Source organism: Burkholderia sp. YHN3-13, from assembly GCF_055810675.1.
Genome location: NZ_JBVVNQ010000004.1, coordinates 538,722 through 558,253, shown reverse-complemented (window position 1 = coordinate 558,253; position 19,532 = coordinate 538,722). Strand labels below are relative to the sequence as shown.

Here is a 19,532-nt window from a genome sequence, read left to right as displayed (position 1 = left end):
CGGGCGGCGCCGACCGCGCGCAGCGCGGCGTCGTGGATCGTAATTGGGCGCTATCTTCGCACGAAAACGGGGCCGTCAGCCATCGCCCCGGCCGGCGGCGGCCGACGCCGCACCGCGCACCGCCATGAAAAAAACCGCCGGCTCGTGACGAGCGGGCGGTTCCAGGTACAGGGCGGGCGGGTGGGTGGGTGGGTGGGAGCGTCCTTCCATCGGCTCAGTGCCGATCGAGTCCCCGCACGTACCGGTGGAGCGTCATGCGTGACGCATTACTTCGCATCGATCCGGATCTCGACGCGGCGGTTCTGCGCGCGGCCTTCCGCGGTCGCGTTGGGCGCAACCGGGTCGGCGGCGCCGAGGCCTTCCGACACGAACGACTGCGCCTTCAGGCCGTTGCTGCTCAGGTAGTTCATCACGTTGCGGGCCCGCGACGCCGACAGCGCCAGATTGTGCGTCTTGCTGCCGGTCGAATCGGTGAAGCCCGTGATGGCCACGCGGCGGAATTCGATGCCGCCGTTGATCTGCACGAAGCGGTCGAGCTGGCTGCGCGCCTCTGGCGTCAGTACCGCGCTGTCGAACGCGAAGTTCGCGTCGCCCTGCAGCAGCACCTGGCGCTGCTGAACCGGCTGCGGCGCCGGTTGCGGTTGCGGTGCCGGCGGCGCGGCCTGCACGACCGGCTGCGGCTTGCCGCATATGAACGTGATCTCGCGCGGGTCCTTCATCGGTGCGCGGCTGTACACGCGGTCGATCATCTCGAGCGGCGTGAAACCCTTGCCCTGGCAGAATTCTTCCGCCGCACGGGCGCAGGCGTTCGCGCTGCCGAGCAGCCCATCGCAGCTCACGCGGAATACGTTGTCCGGCTTGCCCGGAATCGACACCGCCCGGATGTCGTAGGTGACGCCCGATTGCGTCGTGCACGCACCGAGCGCCATCGCGATCGCGCCGATCGATGCCGCGCGCAACAACAAGGTTTTCATGGTCATGGTGAAACATCCGCCGTGACGGCGGACGCCTGGAAAAAGTTGAATGGAGTCAGTCGGATCGACGTCGCGGGCGGGGCGCGATGCCCCGCCCGGCGACTTACCACTGATACGAAGCGCCCACGCCGACGGTGTTGCCGCCGCTCGACATGCCCACGCCGGCCTTCATCTTCAGGTTCTGCGTGATGCGGGCCTCGCCGCCGAACGCCACCGCCTGATAGCCCTTGTAGGTCGCGCCGCCGATACCGAACGACACCGTCTTGCCCGGATCGACGCCCGGAATCATCGTCAGCGCGGTGGCAGCGGCGATGCCGGAGTACGCGTTGCGCGACAGGTCGTTGACCTGACCTTGCACGCCGCCGATCGCGCGATCCATCTGGCCCTTCGTCGCCGCGTCGGACGCGTTCACGCCATCGGCCAGGTTCGAGATCGTGCGCTTCTGATCGGCCGTACCGACGGACACGGTGTTGTCGCTCGACGCCACCGAACCGGCGCCCAGCGCGACGGAGTTCTTGCCCGATGCGTTCGCACCTTCGCCGATCGCCGTCGACTTCTCGCCGGACGCGTTCGCGCTGCTGCCGATCGCGGTCGCCCCTTCGGCGCTGCTCTTCGCGCCCGAACCGATCGCCGTACCGTTGCTGCTCGATACGTTCGCGTTCGAACCGACGACCGTGGCGTTGTTCGCGCCCGTCCCGATCGTCGAGCCCGAACCCGCGGCCGTGTTGCCCGTGCCGCTGCCTGCGTTCGCCTTCGTCGTACCGTCCGCACCCACGTCGGTACCGGCGAAGTAGTCGTTGCCGGTACCGCCATCGCCCGGATTGCCCGTGCCCGGGTTCCGCTCCAGTTCGCCGACACGGTCGTCGAGGCCGCCGATCTTGTCGTTCAGTTCGCTCAACTGCCCGAAGTTCACCGCGTCATACCGGCTCGAACCGTCCGCGACGTTGCCCAGGCGCACCGGTGCCGCGCCCGAGCCGCCGAGGGTCACCGAACCGTAGTTCGGCGTGCCGTCCTTGTTCAGGTCGTAACGCACCGCGAGCGAATCGGTCGCGCCGTACTGCGCGGCGGCCTGGACTGCTTCGGCCACGGTCTTGTACTTGCTGCCGTTGACCTCGATCGACGTATCCGCGAGCTTGCCGTCCGCATCGACCGTCGTCCCGCCGCCGATCACGTCCGCCACGCTCTGCGCGGTGCCGTGCAGCTGCGCACCGTTGATCGCATCGCGGCTCGTCGCGCTCACCGCTCCCGCGCCCACGCCGGTCAGCACCCGGTCGCCCGCCGTGCCCGCGAAGTTCACGGACGTGCCGTCCGTCTCCTTCGCGACCGTGATCTCGCGCGTGTCCGCGTCCTGCTGGACGAGGCCGATCGAGCCGTGGACGAGGCTGCTCGAGATGTTCTCGATCGCATCGCCGACGTTGTCGTACGTCTTGTCGTTCACGGTGTACGTCGGGTTCGTCACGTTGCCGTTCGCGTCGACGGTCGAACCGCCGCCGAGCGACTTCGCGACGCTCTGCGACACGCCGTGCAGTTGCGCACCGTTGATCGCGTCCGTGCTGGTGGCCGATACCGCACCCGCCTTCACGTTCGTGATCGTCGTACCGTTCGCGCCCTTCAGCGTGATCTGGTCGAAGTTCGCCGAACCGTTCGCCTGCTTGTCGTACGTCACCGCGAGCGACGTCAGGCCCGCACCCGGGTTCGTCGGATCGATCGGCGTGAGCACACCCGCGCTCTGCAGTTGACCGACGTTCACCGCGTCATGCTTGTCCACGCCGTCCGCGACGTTCTTCAGCGCCACCGGAGCCGTCGCGCCCGCGCCGCCCAGCGTCACCGAACCGCGGTTCGCCGTGCCGTCCGCGTTGCGGTCGTACGTCACCGCCGCGATCGACTGGCCGCTCACCGGGTCGACCAGACCCGAATCGGCCAGCTGCTTGTTGATCACGGTGATGTTTTCCGTGTTCGTCGTCGTACGGCCGTCGAGGTTCGACAAGGCGTCGCCCACGTTGTTGTACGACTTCGACTTCGACGCATCATCCGGATCGGCCAGCGAGTACGTCGGGTTCGTCACCTTGCCGTCCGCGCCGACGGTCGAGCCGCCGCCCAGCGAATCGGCCACGCTCTGCGCCGTGTCGTGCAGTTGCGCACCGTTGACCGCGTCCGTGCTCGTGGCCGTCACCGCGCCCGCCTTCACGTTCGTGATCGTCGTGCCGGTCGCGCCCTTCAGCGTGATCGTGTCCTTCGCGGCACCGTCGTATGCGACGGCGAGCGACGTCAGGCCTGCCCCCGGGTTCGACGGGTCGACCGGCGCAACCAGGCCGGCATCCTGCAACTGGCCGAGGTTGATCGCGTCGTGACGCTCCGTGCCGTCGGCAACGTTCTTCAGTGCGACCGGCGTCGTGGCGCCCGCGCCGCCGAGCGTCACGGTATCCTTGGCCGCGCCGTCGTACGTCACCGCCATCGACGTCAGGTTGCCCTTGCCGTCGTCGCCCACCACGCCCGCGTTCTTCAGCTGGCCGAGGTTCAGTGCATCGCCGTCGTCCGTCGCGTCCGCCACGTTCTTCAGCTGCGTCGGGCCGGCGCCGTGGCCCAGCGTCACCGAACCGTAGTTCGGCGTGCCGTCCGCGTTGCGGTCATACGTGACCGCCGCGTTCGCCTTGCCGTCGTCGCCGATCAGGCCCGAACCCTTCAGCTGCGAAACGTTCACCGCGTCCATGTCGGCCACACCGGCCTTCACGTTCGACAGCGTCGTGCCGGCCGCGCCCTTCAGCGTGACCGTGTCCTTCGCGACACCGTCGTACGCGACGGCGAGCGACGTCAGGCCCGCCCCCGGGTTCGCCGGATCGACCGGCGCCACCAGGCCCGCGTCCTGCAACTGGCCCACGTTGATCGCATCGTGACGGTCCACGCCGTCCGCGACGTTCTTCAGCGCCACGGGAGCCGCCGCGCCCGCGCCGCCCAGCGTCACCGAACCGAGGTTCGGCGTGCCGTCCGCGTTGCGGTCGTACGTCACCGCCGCGATCGACTGGCCCGTTGCCGGATCCACCAGCCCCGAATCGGCCAGCTGCTTGTTGATCACGGTGATGTTTTCCGTGTTCGTCGTCGTACGGCCGTCGAGGTTCGACAGTGCGTCGCCCACGTTGTTGTACGACTTCGACTTCGACGCATCCGCCGGGTCGGCCAGCGAGTACGACGGGTTCGTCACCTTGCCGTCCGCGCCCACGGTCGAGCCGCCGCCCAGCGAATCGGCCACGCTCTGTGCCGTGCCATGCAGCTGCGAGCCGTTGATCGCGTCCGTGCTCGTGGCCGTCACCGCACCCGCCTTCACGTTCGTGATCGTCGTGCCGGTCGCGCCGCCTTGCAGCGTGACGCGATCCTTGGTGTCGTCGTCATAGCCGACGGCCAGCGGATTGCCCGAACCGCCCGAGTTGTCCGCGACGTACTGCTTCAACTGGTTGTAGTTGATCGCGTCATGGTCGTCCGTCGCATCCGCGACGTTCTTGATCTGCGTCGGGCCCGCGCCATTGCCCAGCGTCACCGAGCCGTAGTTCGGCGTGCCGTCCGCGAGACGGTCGTACGTCACCGCGGCGATCGACTTGCCATCGTCGCCGATCAGGCCCGAGCCCTTCAGCTGGCTCACGTTCACCGCGTCCAGGTCCGCCACGCCGGCCTTCACGTTCGACAGCGTCGTGCCGTTCGTGCCCTTCAGCGTCACGGTGTCCTTTGCATTGCTGTCGTACACCACGGCCAGCGATTCGCCCGTGACCGGATCGATCACGCCGCCCTTCGACAGCGAATCTTCCAGGTTGCCGACACGCGTGTTCATCGCGAACAGCTGCGAGCCGTTCACGGCGTCCTTGCTCGTCGCCGACAGTTCGCCATCCTTGACGTTGTGGATCGCCACCGGCGTGGTCGCGCCCGTGCCGCCCAGCGTCACGCTGTCCTTCGCCGCACCGTCGTACGTCACGGCCATCGACGTCAGGTTGCCCTTGCCGTCGTCGCCTACCAGGCCCGCGTCCTTCAACTGGCCGAGGTTCAGCGCATCGCCGTCGTCCGTCGCGTCCGCCACGTTCTTCAGTTGCGTCGGGCCCGTGCCATGGCCCAGCGTCACCGCACCGTAGTTCGGCGTGCCGTCCGCATTGCGGTCGTACGTGACCGCCGCGTTCGCCTTGCCGTCGTCGCCGATCAGGCCCGAACCCTTCAGCTGCGAAACGTTCACCGCGTCCATGTCGGCCACACCGGCCTTCACGTTCGACAGCGTCGTACCGGTCGTGCCGGCCAGCGTCACGGTGTCCTTCGTCGCGCCGTCGTACGTCACCGCCAGCGACGTCAGGTTGCCCTTGCCGTCGTCGCCCACCAGGCCCGCGTCCTTCAACTGGCCGAGGTTCAGCGCGTCGTGGTCGTCCTTCGCGTCCGCGACGTTCTTCAGCGCCACCGGAGCCGTCGCACCCGCACCGCCGAGCGTCACCGAACCGAGGTTCGGCGTGCCGTCCGCGTTGCGATCGTACGTCACCGCGGTGATCGACTGCCCGGTCACCGGATCGACCAGCCCGGAATCGGCCAGTTGCTTGTTGATCACGGTGATGTTTTCCGTGTTCGTCGTCGTACGGCCGTCGAGGTTCGACAGCGCGTCGCCCACGTTGTCGTACGACTTCGACTTCGTCGCGTCCGCCGGATCGGCCAGCGAGTAGGCCGGGCTCGTCACCGTGCCGTCGGCACCCACCGCCGCACCGCCGCCAAGGGCATCGGTCACCCCCTTCAACTGGCTGACGTTGACCGCGTCGGTTGCCTGCGTGCCTGCCGCGACGTTGACGATCTGGCGTTCCGCCCCTGCACGGCCGACGGACACTGCGTTCGCACGATTCGAGAACGCGTTCGCGCCGAGCGCGACGCTGTTGGCCGCGCCCGCGGTCGCATTCGAGCCGAGCGCCATCGCGCCTTCGACGCTGCGCGCGACGTTCGCACCCGTGCCGATCGCGACCGCATTGGTCGAGCCGGCCCGCACGTTCGCCGCGCTGCCGAGCGCGATCGAGCCGTCGCCGATCGCCTGCGCACCGTTGTTACCGACCGCCAGCGCATACTCGCCGTTCGCCTGCGCGTTCGCACCAAGCGCGACGGCCTGCGTGCCGTTCGTCTGGACGTTCGAACCCACGGCGACCGAGTAGTCCTGGCCAGCGCCGGTTTGCGCGAAGCTGCCGATTGCGACCGAGTTGTTCGAACCCGCGCCGCTCTGGAGGCCGACCGCCACTGCGTTGGCGCCGCTTGCCGCCGTCGACGATCCGATCGCGGCCGCCGTTGCCGTAGCCGGATCCGCGCCGTTCAGCGAAGCGACGTTGTTGCCCCGCAGACCTTCGATCGCGACGAGCGGGTCGCTGACATCCATCGGCTGCATCGAGCGCGAACTCACTTCGTCGATTGCAGCCTTCGTCTTCTTGTCGATCTCCGACGAGAAGGTATCGATCGCCTGCTGCGTCTTCGAGGTCACCGATGTCGACAGGGTGTTCAGTGCCGCATACAACTGGCCGCCGTTGACCGCATCGGTGCTCTGGAATGCGACGTCGCCGTCCGCCACGTTGACGATTTTGCGTTCACGGCCCACGTCGCCAACCGACACGACGTTGTTCTGGTTCGCGACCGAGTTGTAGCCGATCGCGACCGAGCCGTTGCCGGTCACGCGCGCACCGCTGCCGAGTGCCAGCGAGTTGGCGCTGGTCGCCCGCGCGTCGGAACCGATGGCGACGGCGAGCGCGCCGCTTGCGACCGCCGGCGTGCCCGTGACCGGGTCGGCATTGACCTTGACGAAGCGCAGGTTGCCGCCGGAAAACTCGTCGCGGAGGTCAGACAGGCCCGTGTTCAGTTGCTTGACATTGACCGCGTCCAGGTCGTCGACGCCCGTCGCGACGTTCTTGATTTGCGTCGGGCCTGCGCCGTTGCCGAGCGTCACCGTGCCGTAGTTCGGCGTGCCGTCCGCGTTGCGGTCGTACGTCACCGCCGCGATCGACTTGCCGTCGTCGCCGATCAGGCCCGAGCCCTTCAGCTGCGACACGTTCACCGCGTCCATGTCGGCCACACCGGCCTTCACGTTCGACAGCGTCGTGCCGTTCGTGCCCTTCAGCGTGACGGTGTCCTTCGCGTTGCCGTCGTATACGACAGCCAGCGATTCGCCCGTGACCGGATCGATCACGCCGCCGTCCTTCAGCGAGTCCTTCAGGTCGCTCAGGTTCTGGTTCGTTGCGAACAGCTGCGAGCCGTTCACGGCGTCCTTGCTCGTCGCCGACAGTTCGCCTTCCTTGACGTTGTGGATCGCCACCGGCGTGGTCGCGCCCGTGCCGCCCAGCGTCACGCTGTCCTTCGCCGTGCCGTCGTACGTCACCGCCAGCGACGTGAGGTTACCGCTGCCGTCGTCGCCCACCAGGCCCGCGTCCTTCAACTGGCCGAGGTTCAGTGCGTCGTGATCGTCCGTTGCGTCCGCGACGTTCTTGACTTGCGTCGGGCCCGCGCCGTTGCCCAGCGTCACCGTGCCGTAGTTCGGCGTGCCGTCCGCGTTACGGTCGTACGTCACCGCGGCGATCGACTTGCCGTCGTCGCCGATCAGGCCCGAACCCTTCAGCTGGCTCACGTTGACCGCATCCATGTCCGCTACGCCGGCCTTCACGTTCGACAGCGTCGTGCCGCTCGCGCCGGCCAACGTCACCTTGTCGCGTGCCGTGCCGTCGTACGTCACGGCCATCGACGTCAGGTTGCCCTTGCCATCGTCGCCCACCAAGCCTGCGTCCTTCAGCTGGCCGAGGTTCAGTGCGTCGTGATCGTCCGTTGCGTCCGCGACGTTCTTGACTTGCGTCGGGCCCGCGCCGTTGCCCAGCGTCACCGTGCCGTAGTTCGGCGTGCCGTCCGCGTTACGGTCGTACGTCACCGCGGCGATCGACTTGCCGTCGTCGCCGATCAGGCCCGAACCCTTCAGCTGCGAAACGTTGACCGCGTCCATGTCGGCCGCACCGGCCTTCACGTTCGACAGCGTCGTGCCGCTCGCGCCGGCCAGCGTCACCTTGTCACGTGCCGTACCGTCGTACGTCACCGCCATCGACGTCAGGTTGCCCTTGCCATCGTCGCCCACCAGGCCTGCGTCCTTCAACTGGCCGAGGTTCAGGGCGTCGTGATCGTCCGTTGCGTCCGCGACGTTCTTGATCTGCGTCGGGCCTGCGCCGTTGCCCAGCGTCACCGCACCGTAGTTCGGCGTGCCGTCCGCATTACGGTCGTACGTCACCGCAGCGATCGACTTGCCGTCGTCCCCGATCAGGCCCGAGCCCTTCAGCTGCGAAACGTTGACCGCGTCCAGGTCCGCTACGCCGGCCTTCACATTCGACAGCGTCGTGCCGTTCGTGCCCTTCAGCGTGACGGTGTCCTTCGCGTTGCCGTCGTATACGACAGCCAGCGATTCGCCCGTGATCGGGTCGATCACGCCGCCGTCCTTCAGCGAGTCCTTCAGGTCGCTCAGGTTCTGGTTCGTTGCGAACAGCTGCGAACCGTTCACCGCGTCCTTGCTCGTCGCCGACAGTTCGCCTTCCTTGACGTTATGGATCGCCACCGGCGTCCCGGCATTGCCCAGCGTGACCGCGCTCTTGGTTGCATCGTCGTACGTCACGGCCAGCGACGTGAGATTGCCCTTGCCGTCGTCGCCCACCAGGCCCGCGTCCTTCAACTGGCCGACGTTGACCGCGTCCATGTTCGCCACGCCGGCCTTGACGTTCGACAGCGTCGTGCCGCCCGCACCGGCCAGCGTCACCTTGTCGCGCGCCGCACCGTCGTACGTCACCGCCATCGACGTCAGGTTGCCCTTGCCGTCATCGCCCACCAGGCCCGCGTTCTTCAACTGGCCGAGGTTCAGCGCGTCGTGATCCGCCTTCGCGTCTGCAACGTTCTTCAGCGCGACCGGCGTCGTGGCGCTCGCGCCGCCCAGCGTCACCGAACCCATGTTCGGCGTGCCGTCCGCGTTGCGGTCGTACGTCACCGCGGCGATCGACTTGCCGTCGTCGCCGATCAGGCCCGAACCCTTCAGCTGGCTCACGTTGACCGCATCCATGTCGGCCGCGCCGGCCTTGACGTTCGACAGCGTCGTACCGGTCGCGCCGGCCAGCGTGACCTTGTCCTTCGTCGCACTGTCGTACGTCACCGCAGTAATCGGCTTGCCCGTCACCGGATCGATCAGCCCCGAATCCTTCAGTTGGTTCACGTTCACCGCATCGGTGTCCGCCGTCCCGGCAGCCAGATTGGTGATGCGTCGCTGCAACGCCGACGAACCGACGGAGACCGTGTTGTCTGCGGTCGCGATGCTGCCGCTACCCAGTGCGACCGACGACACGCCGGTCGACGACGCATTCGCGCCCAGCGAAACGCTCGAATTGCCCGACGCAAGCGCAGCAGGCCCGAATGCGAGCGTATTCATCCCCGATGCGGACGAACGGGTGCCGAGCGCAACGCTTTGACTGCCGGCCGGTCCCATTGCGGTCGCGCCATCGCCGATCGCATAGTTGGCATAGTTCGACTTGGCGCCGAACCCGATCGCACCGCCGCCAGCGTACCCGCTCGTGCCGGCTTGCGCGTTCACGCCGATCGCCATCGTGCCGTACCCGCCGCCGCTGGCATTGGCCGTGGCACCGTTACCGATGGCGATGTTTCCGCCAGAGCTTCCCGACTGAGCCACCGCTCCGCTTCCGAGCGCGACAGATCCCGATCCGCTGGCCGTCGCCGCGGTACTCGTCGCGTTACCCAGAACCTTGATGTAGGTGTTGTCCGTCTTCGTCGACAGCGCCGTGTTCATCTGGCCGACGTTTACGGCATCCGTATTGGCGACGCCGGCCTTGACGTTCGACAGTGTCGTGCCGCCCGCGCCCTTCAGCGTGACCTTGTCCTTCGTCGCGCCGTCGTAGGTCACCGCGTTCGGATCGCTGCCGCCATTCGCGGCCAGCGCATCGAGCGCGTCGCCGACGTTGTGGTAGTCGGTTCCGGCGACCTTGTAGGTCGGCTGAGTGACGTTGCCGCTGCCGTCGACCACCGCGCCGCCGCCGAGTGCCTTGGTCACGCCCGACAGCTGGCCAACGTTGACCGCGTCGGTGGCTTGCGTGCCGGCCGCGACGTTCACGATCTGGCGCTGCTGCGTCGCCGAGCCGACCGAAATCGTGTTGTTGCGGGTCGCGCTCGAACCGGAGCCGAGCGCCATCGCACCGGTCACGTTCGCGGCGACGGCTGCTTGCGTGCCGAGCGCAACGGAATTGGTGGCCGATGCGCCAACGACCGCGCGATCGCCAATGGCAACGGCACCATTCGCGCCGGCATTCGCCTGATTGCCCAATGCAGTTGCGTGACTGCCGCTTGCCGATGCCATACGACCCAGCGCCGTTGCGCCTTCACCATTGGCCACCGTACCGGAACCGAGTGCCGTCGCGGACAGGCCCTGTGCGGAAGCCGCATTCCCGATAGCTGTCTCCGCGCCCATGGTGCCGGCCACGGCCGCATTGCCGATCGCGACGCCATTCGTGCTGCCCACGCTGGCCGCCGCGCCCGTCCCGCGAACGTTGACGTACGTGTTGTCGACCTTCTTCGACAGCGCCGTGTTCATCTGCCCGACGTTCACGGCATCCGTATTCTGCGTACCGGCAGCCACATTGACGATCTGTCGTTGCAGCGACGTCGACCCGACCGACACCGCATTGTTGCGATCGCCCACCGAGTTCGCGCCGAGCGCAACCGCATTCGTACCGCTGGCCAGTGCACCACGACCGAGTGCCGTCGAGGTCGCGCCCGTTGCACTTGCCCGCTCACCCAAGGCAACGCTCGACGCCGATGTCGCGTTCGCGAGCACACCGATCGCAACGGCGTTCGTGGTTGCATTCGCTGCATAACCGATTGCGGACCCATAGGTCCCGCTGGTGCTGGCACCGCGGCCCACCGCAATGGCGTTCGCGCCGACGGCACTTGCCGTCATGCCGAGTGCCGTGGCACCGTCGGCGCCCGAATAGGCGCCATAGCCGACGGTAGTCGCATTGGTGGACAGAGCCGCCGCACCTCGGCCCATTGCCGTCGAATTGCTCCCCGTCGCGCGTGCGCTCACGCCGACCGCCACGGTCTCGCTGCCCGTCGCGTTCGCAAGGGTGCCGAGCGCAACGGCATTCTGCCCCGTTGCAACGGTATTCCCGCCGAGCGCGACGGCCGACGTGCCGCCGGCGTTCGCATTCGCCCCGATTGCCGTCGCGCTGCCGCCCGCGCGTGCAGCCGTCGCAGTCGCATACGTACCGGTATTGGTCACCACGTACGGGTTCGCCGTCCCCGCGGCCGCAATCGCCGCGTTCAACTGGTTGACGTTAACGGCATCCGTCCCGGCCGTACCGGCAGCCAGGTTGTTGATGCGGTGATTCGTCATGTTGAAATTGCTGTCGACGTCCACCGGGCCGCGAAGGTGCACGCCCGAGCCGCCCAGCAGGAAGAGATGGCCGTCGACGGTACCGCTGATGCCGGCCTCGGTCGCCGCGCTTGCCTGACCGACACCACCACCGTTGACGTTGCTGTTGTTGTACAACTGAAACGACCTGACGTGACCTTCGCTCAGTCTGAAATTGGAGATCGCCGTACCGCACGCCGCAGTCGTCCTGGTTCCGACCGTGTTGCCGCCGCCAAAGGTCGTCCCATAATAGCCGCTGCCCGCCGGCGCACACAGCGACAACGATCCACCGCCATTGGCGGCCTGCGCCATCGCGTCGTTCGCCATGGCACCACCACCCACACCGGCCATCACGGCGACCGCCGCGGTGACCGACGAACGCATCGTCGTATTCGACTTCGATTTCGTGCGCATCCGCGCCGTTTCGGCTGCCGCCGTCCATGTACCCGTCGTCGCGTTCCAGACGGTGCGATAGGTCTTGTTCACGTTGTTTGCCTCAGTAGAAAAAAGGGAGAAGGACGCTCCTCGTCCACCATTGGCAATGTATTGATCGCCCGTCGTTTCGATAATCAGACGGCCGGACGTCACATGACTTATTTCGTAGGCCTGGTCCTAACATGACGTTGCTTGACAATCGGTCATGTCAAACGCGACGCGACATTCCGTTCTCTTGAACGATTCCGTTTGACACGGCTGCGTTGCAGGACGTATATACGCTGCGCGCGACCGATTGCATGAATAGGACTGGTCCTATCCTTCGCGCGCGAGTGTTTCGGACTGCCCTACATACAGCCTCGTCCACTATCCCGATAATTTTCCCGTTCCCCGAGCCGGCGGCGCATCGCGCTGCCTTCAATCGGCTCGCGGAGATCGTCCGCGTTCCGGCCTCGCCGCGGCGCGTCCCCGATTCGCGCATTGATTCACCAGTCTTCGCCCCATGCCCATTCGCCACCTCTTCGCGTCCCACACGGACGCCAGCGCGCCGTTCGCATCGATCGACGACGACACGCGCGACCTGAGCCTGCTGAACCGGTATCAGCGCTTCACGCTGTACGGCGGCGCGGTCGTGCTGTCGCTCGTGATCCTGATCGCGGCAGGCATCCTGCTCGTCGGCTCGGTGCGCGACTACATCGCCGAGCGGCGCGACCTGTTCGCGACGCACAAGGCGCTCGTGCAACTCGAAATGGACGCGAAACATGCGTCGATGCGCCGCGCGGTGATCAATGCCGAGCTGCTGTGGAACGGCCATCCGCCGCACGCGCGCGAAGCCTCCGACGCGCTGCGCAGGGACGGGCACGTCCTGCTCGCCCCGATGCCCGGCGTGAGCGAGATCTTCGTGGCCGCGTCGCCCAAGGCGCTCGCCGAGCGCGAAACGGATCGCTACGTGCAGCTGATGGAGCGCCAGACGATCTCGGTCGCGGCCGCCGAACGCCAGACCGGGCGCGCGGTACGCGGTTATGCATACAGCCCCGACCGCAACGTGATCGCGATCACGCCGCCGCCGTCGATGCCGTATCCCGACCTGCTCGCACGCATCGGCGTGCCCGACACGCCTACGCTGATCGAACACCTCGCGTTCGACGCGGCCGACTGGTCCGATCCGGCCATCGCGCGCTACTGGCGCCTGTCGCGCCGGATCGCCTGGCAGGCGCCGGCGATCGATCCGCTGACCGGCAAGACGGTCTTCCGTCTCGTCGAACCCGCATTCGACGGCCAGCAGCATTTCATGACCTTCGTGAGCGACTTCGACGTCGACGTGATCGCCGAGCGGATGAAGCATGCACCCGGCGATGCCGTCGCGATGTTGATCGACGAAAACGGCCGCGTGCTGCTGGATGCCGATCGCACCGGCGACGCGGAGGACGGCGCGGCCCTGATGAAACAAGCGCTGGCCGAAGGCACCTGGCGGCGCGGCCTCGCGCATTTCGACGAAAGTTACCGTCACGGCATGTTCACGATCACCGACCGGATTTCGGACACCGGCTACGCGATCGTCTATGCGTACTCGTGGCGCACGATCGCCTTTGCGATCTGGTCGACGATGCTGCGCGAGTTCGGCACGACCGCGACCATCCTCATCGTGCTGTGGACGCTCGTGATCGCGTTCGACCTGCGGGTGTTCGCGCCGCTGTTCCGTCGTTCGCGCCGCGTGTTCGAAAGCGAGCGGATGAGCCGCACGATCGTCGCCACCGCGCCGTTCGGCATCGGCCTCGTGTCGCCCGATACGCAGCAGGTGCTGCTGCGCAACCGGATGCTCGAGCTGTACGACCGCGAGGCCGGCGATCCGCCGCTGCACGAGCGGCTGCTGGCTCGCTACCGCGAGCGCGCGGACGCGTCGCCGGTGCAGCTCGACGTCGAACTGCCCGTGACGCTCGACGACGGCCGCGCGCGCGACCTGCTCGTCAACTTCGTGCGCGTCCGCTACAAGGGCAAGGAAGCGCTGCTGTTCAGCTTCTCCGACATCACGACGCGCGCCGACGCCGAACGCGCACTCGACAGCGCGAACCGCGCGAAGTCGACGTTCCTCGCCACGATCAGCCACGAGATCCGCACGCCGCTGAACGCGATGCTCGGCAATCTCGAACTGCTCGACAAGGCGCCCGACCCGAGCCGCCAGAAGCCGCGCCTGCATGCGGTCACGTCCGCCGCGCGCATGTTGCTCGACATGCTGAACAACGTGCTCGACATGACGAAGATCGAAGCCGACCGGATGACGCTCGAAGCGACGGGGTTCGGGATCGACGAGCTGATGCGCGACGTGGCGGACCTGTTCGAGCCGGTGGCCGGCGCGAAGGGCGTCGCGCTGCGTATCGACGTCGATCCCGCGGCGACCCGCACGTATCTCGGCGATCCGATGCGGGTGCGGCAGATCGTCGTGAACCTGGTCAGCAACGCGATCAAGTTCACCGATCGCGGCACGGTCGCGCTGTCGGTGTCGGCGCCGCCGGGCGATGCGACGCCCGTGACGATTCGCGTCAGCGATTCGGGCATCGGCATGACGGCCGACCAGCTTGCGCACGTGTTCGAGCCGTTCGCGCAAGCCGACGAATCGATCGCGCGCCGCTTCGGCGGAACGGGCATCGGCCTCGCGCTGAGCTACAAGCTCGCGGAGTCGATGGGCGGGCGCATCGACGCGAACAGCGTGCCGGGCGTGGGGTCGACGTTCGTCGTCACGTTGCCGCTGCCGCTCGACAGTCAGCCGGGCGCCGCGCACACGCCGTCCGGCGAGGATGCGCCGAACGTGCGCGTGCTGTTCGTCGACGACAACCCGGTCAACCGTTCGCTCGTCCACGATCAGCTGGACGTCCTCGGCTATCAGGCCGATATCGCATCGAACGTCGCCGAGGCGCTCGATCTGGTGGACCGTCACGACTATCCGGTCGTGCTCACCGATCTCAACATGCCGGGCCTCGACGGGTACGCGTTCGCACGCGTGCTGCGCGAGCGCGGGCGGGTGCAGCCGATCCTGGCGGTGACCGCGCATGCCGAACCGGACGAGTTGCGCCTGGCGTGGGAAGCGGGCATCGACGAGATCGTCACGAAGCCGACGTCGCTGAAATCGCTCGAACAGGCGATCGCGAGGTACACGGGCACGTGGCGTCGGCCGGTCTATCCGCCTGCACCGGCGCGTGCGTCCGGCCCGCTGCCGAAAGACCTGCATACGGTGCTCGCCGATGCAACGCGACGCTCGAGCGCGACCATCGCTCGGGCGCTGCAGGACGGCGACCTGAAGGTCGCGCGCTCGGAGATTCACAGCATGCGGGGCGCGTTCGCGATGATCGGCGAGCGGGAGATTTCGGGGCTCTGTGCGTCGATGGAAGCGCTGGCGCTGGCGGGCGATGCCGCCGCGTTCGCGCGGGAGTTCGAGCGCTATCGACGGAGCGCGAACGAGATCCTCATGCGGCGGGCGGCGGGCTGATCGAAATCGCCGACTGAAACGATTGCTGACACATCCGGAAGGAATCGATCATGCGGCCGGCCGGCTCGATTGCGCCGCACACGTTGTGCAGCAGGCATTCGAGGCATTGACCTGATGGCCATCGCGGATGATTTCGTACATGACTGCCCTCTGACACCGCGCGATCTCGGCTACAGTGGTTGCACGTTTTCGCCTGGACCCCGACATCATTTCGACATGCCAAGCATGTGACGGACTGATCGTTGGCATCCACTGCGTAAACGAGCGCGGCCCGCAGGTGATACAGCACCCACGGGCCGCTGACCACAACCAACTCAACACAGGAGTTGACCATGGCTGGCGCGCATCATAACGCACCGATGTATTTCCGCGATTGTTTTGTCTCCCCTCAATCTTCTTTCCAATCTGGCCGCGTCGTCCCGCACATCAGGCTGACCGACATGGCGCCGCCTGTCGTGTATCTGTGGACGCAGCTGTCCGGCCGGTGGATCGAGGCTGCCGGCTTCGATCCCGGGCAGCGCCTGCGGATCGAGGTGTCGCACAAGCGGCTGGTGATCACGCCGATCGAAGACGCTGGCTGCACGTCCGTTGAACGAGCGGGATGCCCCGATATCGATCGCGGAACCGGGCGGCAGCAACGATCGGTGATGACGGAGGAAGCGTAATGAACTACGACGCATCGAAGCAGCACACCGACGACGTACCGGACGATTTCGACTACTACGATGTCGGCGAACTGGCAGCCAAGTCCGTACTCGTACTTAAGCTCAACGCATTGATGGCATCGCGCGGCCTGACCGAAGAAGAGGCCGCGGCGCTCGCGGAAATGGCCCGGCCGGTCGTGACCCCCGAGCAGCGCGAGCGGCTCCGCAACGTGACGCTGGATCAACTGATGCTGACACTCGCCTCGTTCGGCCAGCATGTGGAGATCGTCGTACGACCTGCGCGGGAAGGCGGGCCGGCCGGGATCACGGTTTCGGTGTGACGGCCATCGGGCCGGCTTGAAGGAGCGTGTGGCGGCCGGAAGCGCCTCGGCGCTCGCATGAGGCAGCGTTAGGAGTAGTGCTATCGAATACATAGCATGACGACGGCCGGGCCCAGCGGCCGACGCCGAAGCGGCTCCGGCACCACACTCGTTCAATTTAACGTGAACGATCGTCACAACCAATCGGACCAGGCTGATTCTTCTCCTGTCGTAGCGGCATCCTCGGCCATGCCATCGGTGGCGCATCCGATCGACTCCAATCCGTTACCTGAATCCGCCGCCTCCAGTCCACACGCGCCACGCGCCATCGATCCCCCAAAGCAGACGCGGCGACCGTCCGGTCACGCATCGAAATGACATCGGCCCGCGCTCGAATCGAGCAACGGGCCGACGTATGTGACACATACCCGGAATGTGGGCCGTTTACTGCTGAATCACCGCCTGCTGCGCCAGCTTGTCCACCAGCGCCGTCATCGCACGCTGCTGCGCCTGTGCTTCGAGCTGCTGACGCAAGACGTTTTTCGCCGCGTCGAAGGTCGGCACGGTCGTCGCACGCTTCTCGTCGAGTTTCACGATCGCGAACGCGTTGCCGATCCGGATCGGGCCCGCGACGGCGCCCGGTTGCAGCGACGTGATCGCCTGCGCGAGCGGCACGGGCAGGCCCCCCGTCTTCCCTTCGGCCACCGGCGTGCGCAACTCGACCCACTGTGCCACGCCGCCGTTCGGTGTCGTGTTGTATTTCTTCGCCACGGCGTCGAACGCGGCGCCCTGCTTCAGCTCCGCGACCAGCGCGTTCACGTCGGCCGGATCGGCCACGGCGATCACGTCCGCGCGATATTCGAACTGCGCGGCATTCGCGACGACGTCGTCGTAACGCGCCTTCACCTGCGCATCGGTCACCGCTTGCGGGTGCAGGTTGTCGCGCAGATAGAGATCCGTCGCCGCCACCGTGCGGGCGCGCATCACGACGCGGTTCACTTCCGGCCGGCTGCCGTAGTTGGCCTTTTCAGCCGCCTGCTCGACCAGATGCTGGGCGATCAGTTCACGCTTGGCCTGTGCACGCAGTTCCGGCGTGGCGGCCAGCCCGGTGGTTTCGATCATGCTGTCCACGTCGCTGCGCGCAATGGGCGTGTCGTTGACGACCGCTTCGACGCCCGACGGCAGCGGCGTTTCGGTTTTCGTGCCTGCGGCGCGCGCGACGGGTGCGCCGCAGGCGCATGCGAGTGCGATCAGCGTGGAAACAATGGATATGTGGTGCTTCTTCATGAGGGTTCCTTCATCGAGGGAGGGAGTTGCCGCACGCGATGGCGGTCGGGAGAAAGCGCGGCGGTTTCGCCGCGGGCAACCGAACGGATCGGTGCCGGACAGGCCGCGCGCGAACGATCGCGTCGCGGCCGGACCTGGAACGAGAACCGGTCGACCCGGTCTCGCATGGGATGGCACAGCGGCCGCCGGCGACGCAACGGCGGCCGTCGGCGCGGAAGACAGAGATGAATGCCCTGCGCTCGCATGTGGCAGCGTTCTCCCAACCTGCGACCCAAATGGGGCAGACGCGACCGAGCCCACCGGTCGCCGCAGGGCATTCACGTCTCGCCATCCGGCTCGGCCCGCTTAGGCTGTATCGTTCGATTCGGGCGCACGCGGAGAAAAATGCGCCGCCCGGCGAACGGGCAGCGCGTCCAACGAAGCGGGGCTTCGGATACGAGGTGTCGGGCGCACACCATGCGACCGCCCGACGTTTGCATTGTCGAAGTTCGGACAGCGTCCGCACAATCAGCCGGGTCCTATTCCGCACGACATCACCGTTGAATCGTCGAGGTCTCGCGCGCATTCATCGTCACGGCGAGCGGCGGGAATGCGGCGACGCTGCGCATCGCGCCGTAGAACTTGTTCATCGCGACGTCGATCCCGTAGTTCGGCAGCGTGCGGCCAAGCCCGTGCGAGAACAGCGTCTCCGGCTGCAGCGGAAAACAATGGTCGAGCAGGAAGCGCGCACCGGCCGGCGAGATCGTATACGCGCAGATCCCGTAGAACTCGAGCAGGTTCATCACGAGCACGGGGCCGCGATCGATACGGAAATCCTCGGCGGCCTGCGCGAGCGACGCCTCGTCGAAACGCATCGTCACCGGCGTGCGGCTGTTGAAGATCGAGCCGCGCAGGATCGAATCGAAGTTGTAGCCCCACGCGACGAAGTCGTAACGGCCGGCATGCGCACGCAGGAACCGCATCGCGGTGTCGTCGAAGTCGGGCCTGAAGATCGCGTCGTCTTCGGCGACGGTCACGAGCGCGTCGCCTGCGGCGATCGCGGTCCACAGCCGGTGCGTGGTCATCGCAATGCCGATCGCGCCGCGCGTATAGGGCAAGCCCGGTGCGAACAGCCCGCTTTCCTCGATCGTCGCGTCCGACAGCGCGCGCCCGTCGACCGCGTCGACGAACGCAAAATCCAGATTCGGGTTGTTCGCCCGAAATGCGTCGCGACGGCCGCGTTCGTCCTCCAGCGAAATCACGCGCAGCGTGCGGGATACGGTCGGCATGCACGCGTCGGACACCGAGGCGGAATGCCGGGCGGTCGGGCCGGGCCGATCGGTAACGGGTGTCGACATCGTCACCACCCCGTCACGACCGACACGCCGAACACGATACCGAGCACGATGCCGACCGAGCGCCCTTGCAGAATCGGCTTCAACGCCGCGGGCTCGAAAAACGGATCGACCGCTTCGTGCCGGTTGCGCCACGCCGCGAGCAACGGCGGCGCCAGCAACGCCAGCGCCATCAGCAGCGCGGTTGCGCCCATCACGACCGCGCCGGTCGACGTCCAGCGCGTGCCGAACTCGACGACGACATGGACGAGCGCCACCGTCGCCGCACTGGCGATCATGCCCATCACCGTGCCTTTCACCAGATGATCCGCGTCGCTCATGGTTCGTTCTCCCAGTAGGTTGGCGGCCGAACGCCGTCGGCCGGAATACCCCGTATTAAAGGGATGCGCGACGCGAATCTCTGTCAGACGAGTCCGATTGGATGGCCCGACACGCAAAAATAGGACTGGGCCTACACGCGCGGCGCGGAAATCCATCAACGCGATGCAGATTAGGACTGGTCCGATTCAGTTGCCGAAACGGCATGCCTAAAGTGGCAGTCGACACGGAGCCGGTGTCGTCGAGCTCTCTCTCGTCGCCCGGCTCCACGACCGACAACCCGACCGTCCGCATGCCGTCACGCGGA

8 protein-coding genes are annotated in these 19,532 nt (G+C 66.9%); 3 read left to right on the top strand and 5 right to left on the bottom strand.

From position 1 onward, the window contains the following. Positions 1 to 266: 266 nt before the first annotated feature. On the bottom strand, positions 267 to 980 hold the full coding sequence (locus AC0KUR_RS14000) for an OmpA family protein (protein WP_473376045.1): 714 nt from the start codon (positions 978 to 980) through the stop codon (positions 267 to 269). A 97-nt stretch (positions 981 to 1,077) separates the two neighbouring features. After that, the gene (locus tag AC0KUR_RS13995; RefSeq protein ID WP_473376044.1) at positions 1,078 to 11,889 is read right to left on the bottom strand and encodes a YadA-like family protein; all 10,812 of its coding nucleotides are present in this window, start codon (positions 11,887 to 11,889) and stop codon (positions 1,078 to 1,080) included. Positions 11,890 to 12,340: 451 nt separating this feature from the next. Between AC0KUR_RS13995 and AC0KUR_RS13990 the strand changes: the two genes are divergently transcribed. The 3 genes from AC0KUR_RS13990 (at position 12,341) to AC0KUR_RS13980 (ending at position 16,307) form a co-directional block, all read left to right on the top strand. After that, entirely contained in the window at positions 12,341 to 15,322 is a 2,982-nt protein-coding gene (locus AC0KUR_RS13990; RefSeq protein WP_473376043.1) for an ATP-binding protein, read from the top strand. A gap of 332 nt (positions 15,323 to 15,654) precedes the next feature. Further along, positions 15,655 to 15,987: a SymE family type I addiction module toxin gene (locus AC0KUR_RS13985; protein WP_049032091.1), complete on the top strand. Its 333-nt coding sequence runs from the start codon at positions 15,655 to 15,657 to the stop codon at positions 15,985 to 15,987. Further along, positions 15,987 to 16,307 carry an XRE family transcriptional regulator gene (locus AC0KUR_RS13980; protein WP_034189630.1) on the top strand — a complete coding sequence of 107 codons (321 nt, stop codon included), beginning with the start codon at positions 15,987 to 15,989 and terminating at the stop codon, positions 16,305 to 16,307. The genes AC0KUR_RS13985 and AC0KUR_RS13980 overlap by 1 nt, the downstream gene beginning before the upstream one ends. A gap of 423 nt (positions 16,308 to 16,730) precedes the next feature. On the opposite strand, the gene AC0KUR_RS13975 is transcribed toward AC0KUR_RS13980, so the two are convergent. From AC0KUR_RS13975 to AC0KUR_RS13965, 3 genes are all read right to left on the bottom strand, one after another. Further along, the gene (locus tag AC0KUR_RS13975) at positions 16,731 to 17,573 is read right to left on the bottom strand and encodes a peptidylprolyl isomerase (RefSeq protein WP_124670673.1); all 843 of its coding nucleotides are present in this window, start codon (positions 17,571 to 17,573) and stop codon (positions 16,731 to 16,733) included. Between the two features lie 533 nt (positions 17,574 to 18,106). Next, a complete protein-coding gene (locus tag AC0KUR_RS13970) occupies positions 18,107 to 18,841 on the bottom strand; it encodes a glycosyltransferase family 25 protein (RefSeq protein WP_473376042.1) in 735 nt (244 codons plus the stop codon). Positions 18,842 to 18,912: 71 nt separating this feature from the next. Continuing rightward, on the bottom strand, positions 18,913 to 19,227 hold the full coding sequence (locus tag AC0KUR_RS13965; protein ID WP_034189633.1) for a hypothetical protein: 315 nt from the start codon (positions 19,225 to 19,227) through the stop codon (positions 18,913 to 18,915). Between the last annotated feature and the right edge of the window lie 305 nt (positions 19,228 to 19,532).

What these genes read in the sequence shown, in the direction of transcription:
- AC0KUR_RS14000 (WP_473376045.1), bottom strand. Translation starts at nt 980, where the DNA reads ATGACCATGAAAACCTTGTTGTTGCGCGCGGCATCGATCGGCGCGATC.
- AC0KUR_RS13990 (WP_473376043.1), top strand. Translation starts at nt 12,341, where the DNA reads ATGCCCATTCGCCACCTCTTCGCGTCCCACACGGACGCCAGCGCGCCG.
- AC0KUR_RS13985 (WP_049032091.1), top strand. Translation starts at nt 15,655, where the DNA reads ATGGCTGGCGCGCATCATAACGCACCGATGTATTTCCGCGATTGTTTT.
- AC0KUR_RS13980 (WP_034189630.1), top strand. Translation starts at nt 15,987, where the DNA reads ATGAACTACGACGCATCGAAGCAGCACACCGACGACGTACCGGACGAT.
- AC0KUR_RS13975 (WP_124670673.1), bottom strand. Translation starts at nt 17,573, where the DNA reads ATGAAGAAGCACCACATATCCATTGTTTCCACGCTGATCGCACTCGCA.
- AC0KUR_RS13970 (WP_473376042.1), bottom strand. Translation starts at nt 18,841, where the DNA reads ATGCCGACCGTATCCCGCACGCTGCGCGTGATTTCGCTGGAGGACGAA.
- AC0KUR_RS13965 (WP_034189633.1), bottom strand. Translation starts at nt 19,227, where the DNA reads ATGAGCGACGCGGATCATCTGGTGAAAGGCACGGTGATGGGCATGATC.